This window comes from Mycobacterium sp. M23085 (assembly GCF_045343915.1).
Classification (GTDB): domain Bacteria; phylum Actinomycetota; class Actinomycetes; order Mycobacteriales; family Mycobacteriaceae; genus Mycobacterium.
Genome location: NZ_CP174280.1, coordinates 1,901,308 through 1,919,326 on the forward strand (window position 1 = coordinate 1,901,308; position 18,019 = coordinate 1,919,326).

12 protein-coding genes and 1 pseudogene are annotated in these 18,019 nt (G+C 70.1%); 3 read left to right on the forward strand and 10 right to left on the reverse strand.

Annotated features, from left to right (window positions below; genetic code table 11):
* Positions 1 to 67 precede the first annotated feature (67 nt).
* The gene (locus ACIUM1_RS08530; protein ID WP_406816758.1) at positions 68 to 1,573 is read right to left on the reverse strand and encodes a recombinase family protein; all 1,506 of its coding nucleotides are present in this window, start codon (positions 1,571 to 1,573) and stop codon (positions 68 to 70) included.
* A 38-nt stretch (positions 1,574 to 1,611) separates the two neighbouring features.
* Here ACIUM1_RS08530 and ACIUM1_RS08535 point away from each other — a divergent pair.
* Positions 1,612 to 1,902 (forward strand): annotated as a pseudogene (locus tag ACIUM1_RS08535) (cyclodehydratase); the annotation flags it as partial.
* Positions 1,903 to 2,058: 156 nt separating this feature from the next.
* The gene (locus tag ACIUM1_RS08540; protein WP_406816759.1) at positions 2,059 to 3,405 is read left to right on the forward strand and encodes an ABC1 kinase family protein; all 1,347 of its coding nucleotides are present in this window, start codon (positions 2,059 to 2,061) and stop codon (positions 3,403 to 3,405) included.
* Here ACIUM1_RS08540 and ACIUM1_RS08545 read toward each other — a convergent pair.
* The 5 genes from ACIUM1_RS08545 to ACIUM1_RS08565 all read right to left on the reverse strand — a co-directional run bounded on the left by ACIUM1_RS08545 (position 3,402) and on the right by ACIUM1_RS08565 (position 9,056).
* Positions 3,402 to 3,674, reverse strand: coding sequence for a WhiB family transcriptional regulator (locus ACIUM1_RS08545; RefSeq protein ID WP_406816760.1), 273 nt, complete (start codon positions 3,672 to 3,674; stop codon positions 3,402 to 3,404). The two genes, ACIUM1_RS08540 and ACIUM1_RS08545, sit on opposite strands and share 4 nt — an antisense overlap.
* 141 nt (positions 3,675 to 3,815) lie before the next feature.
* Positions 3,816 to 3,983, reverse strand: a complete 168-nt coding sequence (locus tag ACIUM1_RS08550) for a hypothetical protein (RefSeq protein WP_406816761.1) — start codon at positions 3,981 to 3,983, stop codon at positions 3,816 to 3,818.
* Between the two features lie 100 nt (positions 3,984 to 4,083).
* Positions 4,084 to 6,195, reverse strand: coding sequence for an ATP-dependent DNA helicase UvrD2 (locus ACIUM1_RS08555; RefSeq protein ID WP_406816762.1), 2,112 nt, complete (start codon positions 6,193 to 6,195; stop codon positions 4,084 to 4,086).
* Positions 6,196 to 6,238: 43 nt separating this feature from the next.
* A complete protein-coding gene (locus tag ACIUM1_RS08560; RefSeq protein WP_406816763.1) occupies positions 6,239 to 8,176 on the reverse strand; it encodes an aconitate hydratase in 1,938 nt (645 codons plus the stop codon).
* Positions 8,169 to 9,056 (reverse strand): oxaloacetate decarboxylase, encoded by an 888-nt coding sequence (locus tag ACIUM1_RS08565; protein WP_406816764.1) that lies wholly within the window; start codon positions 9,054 to 9,056, stop codon positions 8,169 to 8,171. The genes ACIUM1_RS08560 and ACIUM1_RS08565 overlap by 8 nt, the downstream gene beginning before the upstream one ends.
* Before the next feature lie 112 nt (positions 9,057 to 9,168).
* On the opposite strand from ACIUM1_RS08565, the gene mrx1 reads away from it, so the two are divergent.
* Positions 9,169 to 9,423: a mycoredoxin Mrx1 gene (gene mrx1 / locus ACIUM1_RS08570; RefSeq protein WP_085292553.1), complete on the forward strand. Its 255-nt coding sequence runs from the start codon at positions 9,169 to 9,171 to the stop codon at positions 9,421 to 9,423.
* A gap of 8 nt (positions 9,424 to 9,431) precedes the next feature.
* On the opposite strand, the gene nudC is transcribed toward mrx1, so the two are convergent.
* The 4 genes from nudC to ACIUM1_RS08590 form a co-directional block, all read right to left on the reverse strand.
* Positions 9,432 to 10,364: an NAD(+) diphosphatase gene (gene nudC / locus ACIUM1_RS08575; protein ID WP_406816765.1), complete on the reverse strand. Its 933-nt coding sequence runs from the start codon at positions 10,362 to 10,364 to the stop codon at positions 9,432 to 9,434.
* Positions 10,364 to 11,434 (reverse strand): potassium channel family protein, encoded by a 1,071-nt coding sequence (locus ACIUM1_RS08580; protein WP_406816766.1) that lies wholly within the window; start codon positions 11,432 to 11,434, stop codon positions 10,364 to 10,366. The genes nudC and ACIUM1_RS08580 overlap by 1 nt, the downstream gene beginning before the upstream one ends.
* Positions 11,435 to 11,528: 94 nt before the next feature.
* On the reverse strand, positions 11,529 to 14,840 hold the full coding sequence (locus ACIUM1_RS08585) for an ATP-dependent helicase (RefSeq protein WP_406816767.1): 3,312 nt from the start codon (positions 14,838 to 14,840) through the stop codon (positions 11,529 to 11,531).
* Entirely contained in the window at positions 14,837 to 17,974 is a 3,138-nt protein-coding gene (locus tag ACIUM1_RS08590) for a PD-(D/E)XK nuclease family protein (protein WP_406816768.1), read from the reverse strand. The genes ACIUM1_RS08585 and ACIUM1_RS08590 overlap by 4 nt, the downstream gene beginning before the upstream one ends.
* Between the last annotated feature and the right edge of the window lie 45 nt (positions 17,975 to 18,019).

The following is an 18,019-nucleotide window of genomic DNA, read 5'->3' on the forward strand; positions in this document are numbered from 1 at the left end:
TTGTAGCAGCGGTCGCAGCGCGCCTTGATCAGGAATTCGGTGAGGAAGAGCCGGTGGAACGCGTGCATCACTCCTCACCCAGGGTTCGCCAAGTCACCCTCACCGTTTCCGGTTCGAAACCCGGCCCGTGTTTCTCTCGGGGCATGAGGATCACCTCCATGCCCAGCGTCTCCAATACGGCCCGCCGAGTGGATACCGACATGGCGTCCCAGTTCTCGGCCGCCGTCGGTCCCGCCAGCTTTCGCAACACCTCGATGTCCAGGGATTGGACCGCGGCGTCACGCTCGCGGCGGGTGCCCTCCAGTTCAGGTGCCAGCCTGGCCGTGATGCGCTCGAGCTGGCGAATGGTGATCTTGCCATCGGCCTGCGAGTCGGCTGCCTCGTCGAGGCGTTGCTGTAGCTGATCGCACCGGTCCGATAGTCGGCGCGCGCGCTCATCATCCCCGAGCAGCCAGTCCAGTGCGTCGGGCTTCGCCAGCCTCCCGACGACCACCCTCGCCACCAGATCGTCCACCCCGGCCAGGACACGACCAGTACACCCGCTCGATCCGGCGCACATGTAGATCAGGGTCTGATCGCGACGGCCGTTACGCCGGGCAACCCGCAGCATGCCCCCGCAAACACCGCACTTGCCGACGCCGTGGGTCAGCAGGTGCTTGCGGGCGCCGGGGCGCCGTCCGCTGTGACTTCGCCGCTCCGGCGCCGACAGCAGGGCCACGAGGCGATCGTGCTTCGCCCGCTCGACAATCGGATCCCAGTCCCCGGGCATTTCGGTGCCACCGTTGTCACGCTTACGGAAACGGCGGATGGCCGCGTTGGCATCCCGGACCACCAGGGTCCGCACGGTGGACTTGGCCCACCTCCGAGTCGGTTGCTTTCGGCCCTTGGCCTCCCGCTGCTCTCGCGCGTCGGCGGGGATCTTCATCCACTGGGCGTAACCGGGCGCCGGTTCATCGCGAGCGTTCATGTCGCGGTAGAGCTCATTGAGTGATTCCCCCGCCAGCAGCCGGTCCACCAATTCGCGCACGACGGCTGCCTCGTGCTCGTTGACGATCTGCTGCGCGTGGATACCGCGGCCAACTCGGTCCCAGCCGTACGGGCAGTAGCCCCACGCCTTACCCCGACGGGCGAGATCGGCAATGGCCGCCGAGACCCGTTCGGCCTTCACCTCCCCCTCCATGGAGTCGAAAGCGGTCACCATGTCGGCCAAACCCCGCCCATAAGCGGACCTCAGGTCCAGCGACAGCCCCTTGACCGCGATGACGTCGACGTTGTGCTTTCCGAACGTATTGATCACCTCGGCGCGGTCTTTCCGAGACCGCATCAGCCGCGAGGATTGCCAGGCGATGACGTGGTCGACCCGCTCGGAGCGGACCAGCTCCCATACCTGCTCATATCCGGGCCTACGCAAACCCTTGCTGGCGGTGACGTCGTTCTCGACGATCTCGGCCGTGATCTCGTAACCACGTGCCTGCGCCAAAGCACGCATGTCATGGAGCTGGCGGTTGACGCCGATCTCCTCGCCGGTCTTGTCCACGCTGATTCGTGCGTACAACACTGCGCGTTCCGCCAACCGAACCCCTTGGCCAAAGTAAACCCTCCTAAGAGTGTACTAGCTGCCTGGGCTGCGCCGACCTGCACCGGCGGGACCGCGACCCGGCCTGGCCGGTCATCTGTGCGCAGCTGCGCGAAACCGTCGGGGTCGCCGATCGGGCCACCGTGCTGGGGACGGCGGCGCTGGCACTCAGCCAGGTGAACCGGGTGATCGCGGCCGTGCACGAGCAGGAGGCGGCAGCCGACCCCGGGCCGCCGCAGACCCTGAACGCGACGCTGGAATTCGATCTGCGCTCGGGCGCGCTCGTCACGCGGCGGTGGGCCAGGCACCCGCTGTGCGCCTGCTGAAAACCCGTGCGCTTCCGGGGTCAGCGCCGGCCGGCGGCGCGAGTCGACGACATGTTGTGAAGGCCACATCGACGGTCGATACCGGTTGACCAGGCCGTTAATTAGCCTGACAACGAGCGTTGTCGACATCTCTCTACATCCCGCCGACCATCGTGGATGATGGGGTACGTGGCAGACATCAAACGGGGCCGGGCGGCGCGGAACGCGAAGCTGGCCAGCATCCCGGTCGGATTCGCGGGCCGGGCGGCGCTCGGATTCGGTAAACGGCTGACCGGAAAGTCCAGGGACGAGGTTCAGGCCGAGCTTCTGGAAAAGGCCGCCCACCAATTGTTCACCGTCCTCGGCGAGCTCAAGGGCGGCGCGATGAAGGTGGGCCAGGCGCTGTCGGTGCTGGAGGCCGCGGTTCCCGAGGAGTTCGGCGAGCCGTACCGCGAGGCGCTGACCAAGCTGCAGAAGGACGCCCCGCCGCTGCCCGCCGCCAAGGTGCACCGGGTGCTCGACGCCCAGCTGGGCACCAAGTGGCGCGAACGGTTCAGGTCTTTCGACGACACCCCGGTGGCCTCGGCCAGCATCGGCCAGGTGCACAAGGGCGTCTGGGCCGACGGCCGCGAGGTGGCGGTCAAGATCCAGTACCCGGGTGCCGACGAGGCGCTGCGGGCCGACCTCAAGACCATGCAGCGCCTGGTGAGCGTGTTCAAGCAGCTCGCGCCCGGCGCCGACGTGGAGGGCGTGGTCGACGAGCTGATCGAGCGCACCGAGATGGAGCTGGACTACCGGCTGGAGGCCGAGAACCAGCGCGCCTTCGCCAAGGCCTACGACAACGATCCGCACTTCGCGGTGCCACGCATCGTGGCCAGCGCACCGAAAGTCGTGGTCCAGGAGTGGATGCAGGGCACCCCGATGGCCGAGATCATCCGGCACGGCACCACCGAACAGCGCGACCTGATGGGGACCAGGCTGCTCGAGCTCACCTTCGATGCACCCCGCCGGCTGGGCATGCTGCACGGCGACGCCCACCCGGGAAACTTCATGCTGCTACCCGACGGCCGGATGGGTGTGATCGACTTCGGCGCCGTAGCCGCGCTGCCCGATGGCTTGCCGATCGAGCTCGGGATGAGCATCCGGCTGGCCCGCGACAAGAACTACGACCTGCTGTTGCCGACGATGGAGAAGGCCGGCTTCATCCAGAAGGGCCAGCAGGTGTCGGTGCGCGACATCGACGACATGCTGCGCCAGTACGTCGAACCGGTCGAGGTCGAGGTGTTCCACTACACCCGTAAGTGGCTGCAGAAGATGTCCGCCATCGAAATCGATCGGTCGGTGTCGCAGATCCGCACGGCCCGGCAGATGGATCTGCCGCCCAAACTGGTTATCCCGATGCGGGTGATCCTGTCGGTGTCGGCGATCCTGTGTCAGCTGGACGCACACGTGCCGATCAAGGCGCTGTCCGAAGAACTGGTCCCTGGCTTCGCCGAACCCGATGAGGCCATCGTCTCGTCTTAGGCGGCGGCTCCGTCTTGCCGGCCGTCCTTGCGGGGGCGTCCGCGCGGCCGTTTGAAGCTCAAGACCGAGCCGCGGTCGATGATTTCGCCGCCCCACACGCCCCAGGGCTCGGCCCGTTCCAAGGCGGCGGCCAGACACTGCCGCCGGACCGGGCAGCCGGCGCACAGCGTCTTGGCCCGCTCGAGATCGGCCGGGGTGTCGGCGAACCACAGGTCCGGATCACCGACGTGACACGGCAGGGCCTGTCTGGGGACTGTCGGTGCCGACATGTCCTACCACCTACTTCCTGATCTGGTTGCTGTCTTTGGCAGTGATCCGGACCAGGTCGAAGAGTTGCCGACCTACAACTATGGCCACGGATCCTGGTGACTTCGGGTCCGTGGCCATCTGGGAGAAAACCGGGCTGGTGCTTACCTTGCCTTCGGCGGCCCCCCGACATCTACGGACGCGTCGGTCGCGGCGGCGGCGCGATGCTTACGCGCGGCCGCCGAGGCGGCGTGCGCGGCATGGGCGGTACCCGCGGCCAGGACAGGGCGGGTCGCGCGGGCCACGCCTACGCCGAACGCGTCGTTGATCATCGGGGCCACCCTCCTTCTCCGTAGTGCCGAGTTGCGGTTTCGAGGGTAAACGGTGGCCGCCGATGACCACAACCGATTTTCTGACCAGCGCGTTTACCGGTCAGCGGCCGCGGACCAGTTCCAACACGTCGGGACCGTACTGCTCCAGCTTGCGTGCGCCGATGCCGGGAATCGCGATCAGCGCCTCCTGGTCGCCGGGCCGCAGCTCGGCGATGGCGATCAGCGTGTTGTCGGTGAAGACGACGTAGGCGGGCACCTTCTGCTCCTTGGCGACGTCCAGCCGCCAAGCCTTGAGCCGCAGCAGCAGGTCCTCGTCGATGTCGGCGGCGCAGGTTTCGCAGCGCCGCAACATGACGGCCGCCGGGGTGGTCAGGTTGTTGTTGCAGATCCGGCAGCGGGTCGCGGTGCCACGGCTGCGCCGGGACTTGCCCGGCGCCGCATCAGCCCGGGCCTGCGGCGCGATGCCGTTGAGGAACCGCGACGGCCTGCGGCCCTGGCGCCCACCCGGGCTGCGGGCCAGCGCCCAGCTGAGCGACAGATGCGTTCGGGCCCTGGTGATCCCGACGTAGAGCAGCCGGCGCTCCTCCTCCACCGCTTCGCTCTCGGCGCCGTGCGCCAACGCGTGCGAGATGGGTAGCGTGCCGTCGGCCAGCCCGACCAGGAACACCGCGTCCCACTCGAGCCCCTTGGCGGCGTGCAGCGACGCCAGCGCGACACCCTGCACCACCGGTGGGTGCCGGGCATCCGCCCGCATCCGCAGCTCGGCCATCAGCCCGGGGAAATCGAGCTGCGGGCGCTGAGCCACCTCGTCGTCGACCAGCTCGGCCAGCGCGGTCAGAGCCTCCCAGCGCTCCCGCGCCCGGGCGCCGACCGGCTCCTCGGCCGTCAGCCCCAGCGGTTCCAGCACCGCGCGCACCACGTCGGGCAGCGGGGCCGCTGGGCCATGCTCAGCGCCGCGCTCGGCGGCCCGGCCCAGCGCCAGCAGGGCCTGCTTGATTTCCTGGCGGTTGAAGAATCCCTCGCCGCCGCGAACCTGATAGGCGATGCCGGCCTCGGTCAACGCCTCCTCGTAGATCTCCGACTGCGCGTTGACCCGGTACAGCACCGCGATCTCCGACGGCGGGGTGCCGGATTCGATGAGTCGTTTGATCGAGGCCGCGACCGCGGCGGCCTCGGCCGGTTCGTCGGGATGCTCGTGAAACGACGGCGCCGGACCCGGCGGCCGCTGGCCCACCAGGTGCAGCTTGCTGCCCGCGACACGGCCGCGCGCCGCCGCGATCACCTGGTTGGCCAACGACACCACCTGCGGCGTGGAGCGGTAGTCGCGCTCCAGGCGCACCACGGTGGCGTCGGGAAACCGGCGGGAAAAGTCGAGCAGGAACCGCGGCGAGGCCCCGGTGAACGAGTAAATGGTCTGGTTGGCGTCGCCGACCACGGTCAGGTCGTCCCGGTCGCCGAGCCACGCGGACAGCACCCGCTGCTGCAGCGGGGTGACGTCCTGATATTCGTCGACGACGAAGCAGCGGTAGCGGTCCCGGAATTCCTCGGCCACGCCGGCGTCGTTCTCGATCGCGGCCGCGGTGTGCAACAGCAGATCGTCGAAGTCGAGCAGCGTCACCGCCTCGTCGCGCACCTTCAGCGCCTCGTAGGCGGCGTAGACGGTGGCGACCCGCGCGGCGTCCAACGGGATGTCACGCGCGGCGGCGGCCACCGCGGCCGGATATTCCTCCGGCCCGATCAGCGAGGCTTTCGCCCACTCGATCTCGCCGGCCAGGTCGCGCACGTCGTCGGTGCCGGCGTTGATCCGGGCGCGCCCGGCCGCCCGGGCGACCACGGCGAATTTGCTGTCCAGCAGTTGCCAACCGGTGTCACCGACCACCCGCGGCCAGAAATACCGCAGCTGCCGGTGCGCGGCCGCGTGGAACGTCAGGGCCGACACCGCGCCGACCGAGGTGCTGGCGCCCGCCGCGGCGTCGATCGTCCGCAATCTCGAGCGCATCTCCCCCGCCGCCCGCTGGGTGAACGTGACGGCCAGCACCTGCCCGGCCGCGACGTGACCGCCGGCGACCAGCTGGGCGATCCGGTGCGTGATGGTGCGGGTCTTCCCCGTTCCGGCGCCGGCGAGCACACAGACCGGGCCGCGGGGAGCCAGCACGGCCTCGCGCTGCTCGTCATCCAGCCCGGCTGTCAATGGATCGGCGACGGTCGGCATGGCGTCCATCTTGGCAGCGGTCGCCGACAAAGCGCTGCCGTTGCTAGTGCGCGTCGGCGAGTTGCCGGCGTTTCCAGGGGATGCCGCCGCCGGCGAGCAACATCTCGGCCTGCCGCGGCGACAGGTCGTGTCGCACCCGAACGGTCCGGCCCCCGCCCACCTGAATGTCGAACTCACCGGGCCCGCCGCGAATCGCCTTGTGCACGCCGCTGATTCGCAGCGTGGTTTCCGTGTCGAGATGCCGGCGGTCATCGGCAGCGGTGAATATCAGCGGCAGCACCCCGAAGTAGACGAGATTTTCGGCGTGAATCCGCGCGATGCTTTCGGCCAGCACCACCCGCAGTCCCAGCGCCCGCGGCGCCAGCGCGGCTTGCTCGCGGCTGGAACCCTGGCCGTAGTTGCGTCCCGCGACGATCGCGTGGTCTCCGCTCTCGCGCGCCCGCTGCACATAACTTTCGTCGACGGGCCGGAAGGTGAGTTCCATCATGCCGGGCAGGTCGCTCCACAACGACATCCCTTCGACACCGGCCGGCATGATCGCATCGGTGGTGAGGTGATCGTCAACGGTGAGCAGCACCGGCACCTCGAATTCGTCGGGCACCGGGTCGAAGTCGGGGATGTCCGCGTGGTGCGGGCCTCTGACGAGTTCGGCCGATTCACCGTCGCCGGGCGGCACCAGCAGTTCGCGCACGGTAGGCGCAGCTTTGGGCTCGCTGATCCGTGGATAGGGCATGTCCAGCGTGCGCGGATCGGTGATCACCCCGTTCAGCGCGGACGCGGCCGCGGTTTCCGGGCTGCACAGGTACACCTGGTCTTCGGAGGCGCCCGAGCGGCCCGGGAAATTGCGCGGCACGGTGCGCAGGCTGCGACGGCCGGACGCGGGGGCCTGGCCCATCCCGATGCAGCCGTTGCACCCGGTCTGATGCAATCGCGCTCCCGCCCGGATCAGCGCGGTCAAGTGTCCTTCGTCGATGAGTTGTTCGAGGCTCTGACGGGAGGCGGGATTGATGTCCAGCGACACGTCGGGCGGCACGCGATGGCCTTTGACGATCTCGGCGACCACGGCGATGTCGCGAAAGCCGGGATTGGCCGAGGAGCCGATGTAAGCCTGGTAGATCTCGTCTCCGGCGACCTCGGCCACCGGCTTGACGTTGCCCGGGCTGGAGGGCAGCGCGATCAACGGTTCCAACTCGCTGAGATCGAGCCGGTCGGTGACGTCGTAGCCCGCGCCGTCATCGGCCGCAAGGGCACGCCATTCGTGTTCGCGGTGTTGTTTCCTCAGGTAGGCGCGGACCTCGGTGTCCGACGGAAACACGGTGCTGGTGGCGCCCATCTCCGTGCCCATGTTGGCGACGACGTGGCGGTCCATCGCCGACAGCTGGCGCAGTCCGTCACCGAAGTATTCGACGACACGGCCCTTGCCGCCGTCGACGCCGTGCCGTCGCAGCATCTCGAGCACGACGTCCTTGGCGCTGACCCAGTCCGGCAGTTCTCCGATCAGCTCGACTCCCCAGACTTCGGGCATCGCGATGCGAAACGGCTCGCCGGCCAGCGTCAGCGCGATCGCCAAGCCGCCCGCACCGATCGCCAGCATGCCCAGGGAACCGGCCGCAGGCGTGTGCGAGTCGCCACCGAGCAGCGACTGGCCGGGGACGCCGAATCGCTGCTGGTGTACGGCGTGACTGACCCCGTTGTCGGATCGCGAGAACCACATGCCGAAACGGCGGGCGGCGCTTTCCAGCAGCAGGTGGTCGTCGGCGTTGCGGCTATCGCTTTCCAGCAGCAGGTGGTCGGTGTAGGCCACGGCCAGTGGCGCCTTGATCTCGTCCAGGCCCATCGCTGCGAGTTCCAGTGCGACCATCGGGCCACTCGCGTCGTGCAGCAGAATCTGGTCGATGCTCAGCGCGATTTCGCTGCCGGGCGTCATCTCGCCGTCAACGAGGTGATCGGCGATCAGCTTGCGAGTCAGGTTGTCAGCCATGCCGGCCCTCGGCGGAATAGCGCCGTTCGAGTTCGGCGTGCTGGTCCAGCCCGATGAGCTTGTTGAAATCGTCGAAGACCAACATCCGATCGCGCGCTTCCCGGGTGTCGCCGGTAGCCGCAAGCGTCGCGAGATAGTGCTGCATGCCCTGGGCGGCGGCGAACGCCGCGCCCACCGCGAAAATGGCCAGCGCGTAACCCATTTGCTCGAGACGGCGCGCGCCGGGTGTCGGGGTGCGCCCGCCTTCGATCTGATTGGACAGCACCGGAACGCTGCCGCGGAAGGCGTCGCAGATGCGCTGCATCTCGTCCTCGCTTTCGGGTGACTCGATGAACAGCACGTCGGCGCCGGCGTCCCGGTAAGCGAGGCCACGGTCGATCGCCTGATCGAGCCCTTCGGTGGTCCGGGCGTCGGTGCGGGCGATGATGACGAAGTCGTCGTCGCGGCGGGCGTCAACGGCCGCCTTGATCTTCTGGGTCATTTCGGCGACCGGTATCACGTCGCGGCCCAGCATGTGCCCGCACCGCTTGGGAAACGTCTGGTCCTCGATGTGTAATGCGGCGGCACCCGCCTTCTCGTATGCCGCCACCGTCTGGCGGACGTTCAGCGGGTTTCCGTATCCGGTGTCGGCGTCGGCGATCAACGGGAGGTCGACGACGTCGGCGAGCTGACCGACCCGCTCGGCCATCTGGGTCAACGTCAGGTAACCGACGTCCGGCTGTCCAAGGATGCTGGCCGAGGTGGCGAACCCGCTGAGGTACAGCGCGTTGAAGCCGAGCTGTCCCGCGATCCGTGCCCCGGTGCCGTCGTATACCCCTGGCGCAATGAGGATCGCCGGGTCGGCGATGAGCTGTCGCAGGCGGGCGGCGTGTGTGGTCATCGGGCTCACCGTGCACCGTGTTGCCGCAGCACCGGCATGTAAACGTGCGAACACCCGCTGTTGCGCATCCCGCCGCGCGGAATGCGTCGCCGCCGGGCTACGTTAAGCAGCTATGACCTCTGCCCCGCTGACCGTCTACACGACCTCCTGGTGTGGCTACTGCCATCGGCTGATGACGGTGCTCAAGTCCAACGGCATTCCCTACGAGGCGGTCGACATCGAGCACGACGCGGCGGCCGCTGATTTCGTCAGTTCGGTCAATGGCGGCAACAGGACGGTTCCGACGGTGAAATTCGCCGACGGATCGACGCTGACCAATCCGAGCGCGGCCCAGGTGAAGGCGAAGCTGGCCGAGGCCGGCAACTAGTCGCGCGGTCAGTCGATCGCGGCCCAGGATTCGATGATCACCCGGGCGATCGAAATCGACCCGGGCAGCAGCAGATTCGATTCCGACGAACTGGACCAGTCCCCGGCCGCCAGCGCCGCACGCACCTCGTCGCGAGTGAACCAGGCCGCCTCGGCGATCTCGCCGTCGTTGAACGCGAATTCCTCGGCCGGGTCGCCCACCGCGTGGAAGCCCACCATCAGCGAGCGCGGGAACGGCCACGGCTGACTGCCCAGGTACCGCACGTCGCGGACGGTCAGCCCGATCTCCTCGCGAATCTCCCGGGCGACGCACACCTCGAAGGATTCGCCGGCCTCGACGAACCCGGCCAGCAGCGAGAACATCCGCTCCGGCCACACCGCCTGGCGGGCCAGCACCGCGCGGTCACCGCCGTCGTGGACCAGGCAGATCACCGCGGGGTCGATACGCGGGAATTCTTCGTGACCGGTCACCGGGTTGATGCGTGCCCAGCCCGCCCGGGCCGGTCTGGTCGGCGAGCCGTCCTCCGGGCTGAAACGCGACTTCTCATGCCAGTTCAGCAGCGCGACGGCCGCGGACACCAACTGACTGCTGGTGTCGTCGAAGATCGGGCCGAGACTGCGCAGGTTCACCACCTCGGCGTGCGTGTCGGGATCGTCCGGAGCCTGCAGCGCGCCGCGGATGCCCCACACGTGGCGGCCGTCCTCGAGACGCCCCAGGAACACGGCCTCCGACGGCGGCTTGTCACCCATCGCGGCGGCGGCGCCGAGCACCACCCGACCGTTGGCGGCCAGCACCTGATTGCGGGAATCCACTCGCAGCAGCGCCGCGTCCGCCCAGCCGGCGGTGGCCGCCTCGACGTCGGTGCGCAGCTGATCGGCGCGGTCGGCGCCCACCCGCGACAGCAGCGGGACGCTGCGCAACTGAAAGTCCGCGATCGCCATCAGCGGTCCGCGTTTCGGATGTAGAGCAGCCGGTCGTTGGCCTCGATGGCATCCACTTCCGGGGCGCCGATGCGCAGCAGGTGGCCGTCGCGCACCACACCGAGCACGATGTCGCGCAGGTGCCGCGGCGAGCCGCCGATTTCGGTCTGCTCCACTTCACGCTCGGCGATGGCCAGCCCGACGTCGGGAGTCAGCAAGTCCTCGATCATCTCCACGACGCTGGGCAAGGTGGTGGCCAGCCCGAGGAGCCGGCCGGCGGTGGCCGAGGACACCACCACCGAGTCCGCACCCGACTGCTGCAGCAGGTGCTGGTTCTCCGTCTCCCGGATCGAAGCGACGATCTTGGCGTCGGGCGCGAGCTCGCGGGCCGTCAACGTCACCAGCACCGCGGTGTCATCGCGGTTGGTGGCGACGATGACGGACGCCGCATGCTGCGCCCCGGCCAGCCGCAACACATCGGCTCGCGTGGCATCGCCGTGCACGGTAACCAGCCCCGCGCTCTCGGCGTGCTCGAGCGTGCCGCGGTCGATGTCGACGACGACGACGTCACCGCGGGCATCCTCGTCACCGAGGATGGCCGCGACGGCCGTCTTCCCCTTGGTGCCGTAGCCGATCACGATGGTGTGGTTGCGCACTCTGCTCCTCCAACGCTGAATCTTCCACCCTTGGCGAGACCGCTCGGAGAGCACTTCGAGCGTGGTGCCGACCAACACCGCCAGGAACGCGATCCGCAGCGCGGTGAAGATCAGGGTGTGCACCAGACGCGCGGTTTCGGTGTACGGCGTGATGTCGCCGTAGCCGGTGGTCGACAGCGACACCGCAGAGAAGTACACGCAGTCCAGGAAGGTCAGCGGTTGGTTGCGCACGTCGCGGTAACCGGTGCGGTCCAGGTAGACGATCACGGCCGCGGCGAAGAGCACCACCAACGCGATGGCCAGGCGCCGGGTGATGACGCGGATCGGACTCGCATGCTCCTCGGGGATGCGCACCACGCCGATCAGCTGGTGACCGCGCTGAGCCGTCAGGGTTTCGTCCAGACCGCTCAGCTTTCGGGCCCTACCGTTTCCCACGGCGGTCCGTCGTCGGCTTACCTTCTGCGCAAGAGACCCGCACGGGTCTTATGTAACCACGGCCACAGCTTCTCTAATACTCGGGCGGCGCAGGTCACACCTGGACGCGACGGTCAACGGCCGGACTTTTCAACAACCCCGCGACCTCGGCGGCGCTGGGCAGTTCCTCGGGGATGACGGTGGTGCGGGCGCGCACGTAGTGGAAGGCGGTGCGCACCGAGGATTCCGGGACGCCGGCCAGCGCCGCCCAGGCCATGCGGTACACGGCGAGCTGGACGGCGGCCTGCCGCATCGCTTCCGGCCCGTGCGGCGGTTCGCCGGTCTTCCAGTCCACCACGGTGGCGCCGCCGTCGGGGTCGGCAAAGACGGCGTCGATGCGCCCACGCACCAGCGTGTCGCCGACCGGCATTTCGAACGGCACCTCCACGGCGACGGGGGTGCGCGCGGCCCAGGGTGATTCGGTGAACGCATCCTGCAACGCCGCCAGTTCAGCGGTGTCGCCGACATCGGAATCCGCCGCGCCCGGCAGATCGCCGAGATCGAACAGACACTCGGCGCCGTAAAATTTCTGAACCCACGCATGAAACGCGTTGCCCAACAAGGCATTCGGTTCCGGCCGGGACGGTAGCCGGTGCCTCAACCGCTGCGCGGTGCCGGCCGGGTCGCGCGCCAGGCCGACCAGCGAGCTGACCGACAACTGACCCGGCAGGGCGGCGGGCGGCGGCTGCACCAGCCGGGCGCGATCGGCCAACAGGGCGTCGACGTCGGCGGCCCAGCCGTCCACATCGACGCACGCCTCGGCCGCGTCGGCCCGGGCCACCAGCGCGGCGCCGCGCTCGACATCGTCGCGCCGCGTCGCCAGCGGATCGGGCGGCCATACCGCTTCGACGACATTGTCGCGCAGCGGGTTTCGCTCACCATCGGCGGGTGCGGGTGCCCAGTGTTCCACCGTTCCGCAGGGATCGCCGGCCGCCGCCGACCCGTCGATGATGCCTTTGATTTCGCACAGGAAGTCCGACGGGCCGCGCGGTTTGATGCCGGTGGCCCCCCAGTGATGCCCGGAAACCAGCAGGGTGTCCTCGGCCCGGGTGATGGCCACGTACAACAACCGGCGTTCCTCGTCGATGCGCCGCTGCTCGAGCTGGCGGCGATGCTCGGAGATCTTGTCCGACAGCTGCTTTCGGTTGGTGACGTCCGAGGTGTCCATCACCGGGATGCCCAGCGCGCCAGCGGCGGCGCGGTCGCCACGCAACAGCGGCGGCAGCTCCGCGGCGTCGGTCAGCCAGGTGCTCTTCGACGCCGTCGACGGGAAGGTGCCGCCGGACAGCTGGGCCACCGCCACGACCTGCCATTCCAGCCCCTTCGCGGAGTGCACGGTGAGCACTTGTACCCGGTCGCGGGCAACCGCCAATGGTGCTGGCGCCAAACCGTTCTCGACCGACTCGGCGACGTCCAGGAACGCCAGCAGGCCGGTCACCGACGTGGCCGACGACGCGTCCGCCGGCCCGGTCGCGGCGTCGGTGCGTTCCGCGTACCCGGCGACGACGTCGGCGAACGCATCCAGGTGCTCGGTGCCGGCCCAGCCGGCCCCGACCCCCACCGCGGCCCGGACTTCGCAGTCGATGCCCAGCACCCGGCGCACCTCGGCAACCAGATCTGGGAGCGGATGGCCGAGGTGGGCGCGCAGGGCGTTCAGTTCGGCGGCCAACGCGGTGATGCGACGATATCCGGCAGTCGAATATGCCGCGGCCGCACCGGGATCGGCGATCGCGTCGGCCAGGCATACGGTGTCCGCATCCGGGCCTGCCGCGCCGGCGATCGACTCGGGACAGCACGCTTCGCCCGGCCGCACCCCCCCGCCGAGCGCACACGCCCGCTGCCACAGCGCCGCGAGATCGCGGGCCCCGAGGCGCCAGCGCGAGCCGGTGAGCACCCGCATCGCCGCCGCGCCGGCCGTCGGATCGGCGACCAGCCGCAGCATGGCCACCACATCGGCGACCTCCGGGATGGCCAGCAGCCCGGCCAGCCCGACGACCTCGACGGGGATGCCGCGGGCACGCAGCGCATCGGCGATGGGCGCGGCATCGGCGTTGCGGCGCACCAACACCGCGGCCGTCGGCGGAGCGACACCCTCGTCGCGGGCCCGCTGGTACCGCTCGTACAGGTGGTCGGCGATCCACTCCCGCTCGGCCGTCACATCGGGAAGCAATGCGCAGCGGACGGTGCCGGGCGGGGCGTCCGGGCGTGGGCGCAGCGCGTGCACGGCGACCGACCGCCGCCGCGCCTCGGCCGACACCGCGTTGGCCACCCGCAGGGTCCGCGGCGGGTTGCGCCAGCTGGTCCGCAATTCCAGGATCGGCGCGGGGCTGCCGTCGGATCGGGGGAAGTCGGTGGCGAACCGCGGCAGGTTGGTGGCCGACGCGCCACGCCAGCCGTAGATCGACTGGATGGGGTCGCCGACGGCGGTGAGCGCCAGCCCGTCGTCGGCCCCGCCGCCGAAAAGTGCTGAGAGCGCGATGCGTTGGGCGTGGCCGGTGTCCTGATACTCGTCGAGCAATACCACCCGGTAGCGGGCGCGCAGATCCTCGCCGACCTGAGGGAACGTCGCCGCCAGCCTGGCCGCCGAGGCCATCTGCATCCCGAAGTCCATCACCTTCGCGGCGCGCATGCGGTCGTGCAGCGCGTCGAGCAGCGGGACCAGTTCGGTGCGTTCGGTCTGGGTGGCCAGCAGCCGCAGCAGCCATTGGCTGGGACCGCGGTCCCGTTGGTAGGGACCCGCGGGCAGGGAGTGGATCAGCCGCTCCAGCTCCACGTGGGTGTCGCGCAGCTGGCCGGTGTCCACCAGGTGCTCGGCCAATTGCCCCCACAGCCGCAGCACCATCGAGGTGACGGCGGCCGGGGTCTTGTCGGTCCGCAGTTCGCCGGGATACCCGTTCACCACGTCGAAAGCCAGTTGCCAGAGCTCGGTTTCGCTGAGCAGCCGGGTGTCGGGCTCGACGGGGAGCAGCAGCCCGTAGTCGCGCAGTAGCGAGCCCGCGAAGGCGTGATAGGTGCTGACGGTCGGCGCGCCCTCGGTGTCGATCACCGCATCACCGGCGGTGCCCGGCGCGCCCAGGCCGACACCGGCCAGCCGGGCCAGTCGGGACCGGACCCGCCGCAACAGCTGGCCGGCGGCCTTGCGAGTGAACGTCAACCCCAGCACCTGACCGGGTTCGGCGTAGCCGTTGGCGATCAGCCACACCACCCGCGCGGCCATGGTCTCGGTCTTGCCGGCGCCGGCGCCGGCGATGACCACCAGCGGCCCCGGCGGAGCGGCGATGACGGCGGCCTGTTCGTCGGTCGGCGGGAAAAGGCCTAGCGCGCCGGCCAATTCGGCAGGGCTGTAGCGCGGCCGCGTCGGGGTCATCGCTGTGACCCGTCGGCGTGGGCCGGGCAGTTCGGCCGGATTGGGCACTGGGTGCAGCCGTCGTTGCGCCGCGCGATGAACTGCGGGCCCGACGTCGCCTCCGCCGCTCGCGCGATGATCCGGCGCCATTCCTCGCCGGCGGCCGGGGTCAGCGGATCCTGTTCGCGTTCGGCGACTCCGGACGCCCCGGTCTTGCCGACATAGACCAGCCGTGCGCCGCCGGGCTCGGCATTGTCGGTCGCTTTGCCGAGCAATCCTTCGGTCACCGCCAGCTGATACATGGCGAGCTGGGCGTGTTGTTGCGCATCGTCCTTGCTGACGGGTGACTTGCCGGTTTTGATGTCGACGATCACCAGCCGGCCGGCGGCGTCGCGCTCCAGCCGGTCGACCCGGCCCCGCAGCCGCACCTCGCCGCCGTCCCCGGTGGCCACGGTGCCCTCGATCTCGACTTCGACGCCGACCTCGGTCAGCGCGCCCCGGGTCTGCGCCCGCCACTGGATGAACGCCTCCAGCATGGTACGGTGCCGGGCCAGTTCGTTCGCCGAATGCCATTGCGCCGCAAAGGGTAAGTGCTTCCAGGCGCGGTCCAGCTCGGCCAGCAGTTCCGATTCGCTGCGGTTCGGTTGGGCGATCAGGGCATGCACCATCGACCCGATCGCCGAACGCACGTCGCGCGGGCCGGAGCCGCCGTGCCGCTCGGCGAGCCAACGCAGCGGGCAGTCGTTGAGGGTCTGCAAGGTCGACGGTGTCAAGGTGACCACATCGCGGCTGTCGCGCAGCGGTTCGCTGGTGCTGATCGGGGTCAGGCGATGCCAGCCGGCCGGGTCGGCGCCGGGGACGCCGGCTTTGGCCAACCGGGCCAATTGTATTGCCGCACAGTCACGGGCCAGCTCGTCCACCGCCCCCTCGGGCGCACACACCACGGCACGTAACCGGCCCACAAGCGCGGCCGCGGACAACACTCGCGGCGCCGAGACCGGTTGCAGGCCAGCACTTTCCATGATGTCGTCGGCCCACTGCGCGATCTCGGCGAAGAACACCGACGGCAGCGCGGCCTCCAGACCGGCCCCACCGGTGTCGCTGTCGACGGCGGTCACCAGCAGCCGGCGCCGGGCCCGGCCCATCGCCGCCACCAGCAGCCTGCGCTCCTCGGCCAGCAGCGGCGCGCGCACCGAGGCGTCCGCGCCGACCCCGTCCAGCACATCCAGCAGGCGCTGGGTGGCCAGTACTCCGCCGCGCGGAACGGTGTTGGGCCACAAGCCATCCTGTAACCCGGCGATGACCACGAAATCCCATTCGTGCCCCAGCGCCGCGTGCGCGCTGAGCACCCTGACCTGCTCGGCCGCGGCGACCGCCTCGGGGGTGGCACTCGGCAGCGTCAGCGCGGCGATGTGCTCGACCAGGCCGCGCAGCGACGCGCCCGAGGTGCGCGACACATAGTCGTCGGTGACGTCGAACAGCGTCGTCACCGACTCGAGGTCGCGGGTGGCCTGGGCCGCGGCAGGGCCACCGCGCTCGGCCACCGACAGCCAGCGGCGCTGCAACCCGGACCGGTGCCAGGCGGCCCACAGGGTGTAGCGCGGGTCGTCACCGGCGCGGTGCGAGCGCGCGGCCGCCTCCAGCACGGCGCGGACCCTGCGCAGCGGGGCGAACTGCGGACCAGGGGGGGTCGCGTCACCGGAGACCGCCTCGACCAGCAGCTCGGCGAAGTCTGCCGGTGGCCGATCGGGGTTGGCGCGCTGCAGTGTTCGGCGCAGCCGGCGCAGCGAAACCGGATCGACACGGCCGATGGGGCCGGTCAGCAACGCCAGCGCCTGCTGCCCGTCCAGCCCGTGGGCGGTGGCCAGCAGCACGGTGAGCAGGGCTCGCGCGGCCGGCTCCCCGGACAGCGGTCCCGGTACCGCGGGTGCGGCCACCGGCACTCCGGCGGCGGCCAACGCCCGCGGTAATCGCGCGCCGGCCCGCGGCACCGACCGGACGATGACCGCCATCTGCGACCAGGGCACGCCGTCGACCAGGTGGGCGCGCCGCAGCGCGTCGGCGATGGTGGCCGCCTCGGCGTGCGCCGACGCGGCCAGCCGCACCGCGACCGATCCCTGCCCCACCCCGGTGCCGTCGATCCGCCGGCCGGCGCTGCCGCCGGGTAACCGGGCGGCGATACCGCTGACCGCGCGTGCCACCGCGGGAGCGCAGCGATGCGACGTGGTCAGCGCCACCGAAGGCGTGTCGCCGCCCAGCAACCCGACGGGCTCGCCGCCCCGGAAGCCGAACACCGCCTGATTGGGATCCCCGGCGATCAGCGCCAGCTCGGCGCCCGCCGCGAGGACCCGAACCAGGCGGGCGGCCTGCGGGTCGAGCTGCTGGGCGTCATCGACCAGCAAGACGCGGATCCGGGCGCGTTCGGCGGACAGCAGGTCGGGGTCGACGGCGAACGCTTCCAGTGCGGCGCCGACCAATTCGGCGGCGCCGAGCGCCGGTGTGGTGGCCTCCGGCGCGGCGGTGCCTACCGCCGCCCGCAGCAGCATCACCTGCTCGTACTGGCGCGCGAATTGGCCGGCCGCGGCCCATTCCGGCTTCCGGCAACGACGGCCCAGCCGCTCCAGCTGGTCGGGATCCACCCCGCGTTCGGCGCAGCGGGCCAAAAGGTTTCGCAGTTCGGTGGCGAAGCCGGCGGTGCTCAGCGCCGGCCGCAGCTGAGCCGGCCACGCCGTCGCCGCGCGAGGCCCGTCCGCGAGGTCTCCGGCCAGCAGTTCCCGAATGATGGCGTCCTGTTCAGCGCTGGTGACAAGCCGTGGGGGCGCCTCGCCGGCGCGTTCGGCGGCGCGCCGCAAAACGGCGTATGCGTAGCCGTGCACGGTCCGCACCAGCGGCTCGCTCACCGCGGCCCGGGCTGGGCCGGCGGATCGCGAACGCAGCAACGCCGTCGTCAACGCGCTGCGCTCGGCCATCCCGATCCGGCCCGAACCGGTAAGCAGCAGAACCGATTCCGGATTGACCCCGGCGTCGATCTGTGCGACCGCGGCGTCGATCAGCAGGCTGCTCTTGCCGGTGCCGGGCCCACCGAGAATGCGCAGCTGACCGCGCACACCCGGATCTAAAACGGTGTGCGCTTCGGCGTCCCACGTGTAGGCCATGACGGCATGACATCATGAGGGTCCGACAGGTCCGCCGGCGCGCGA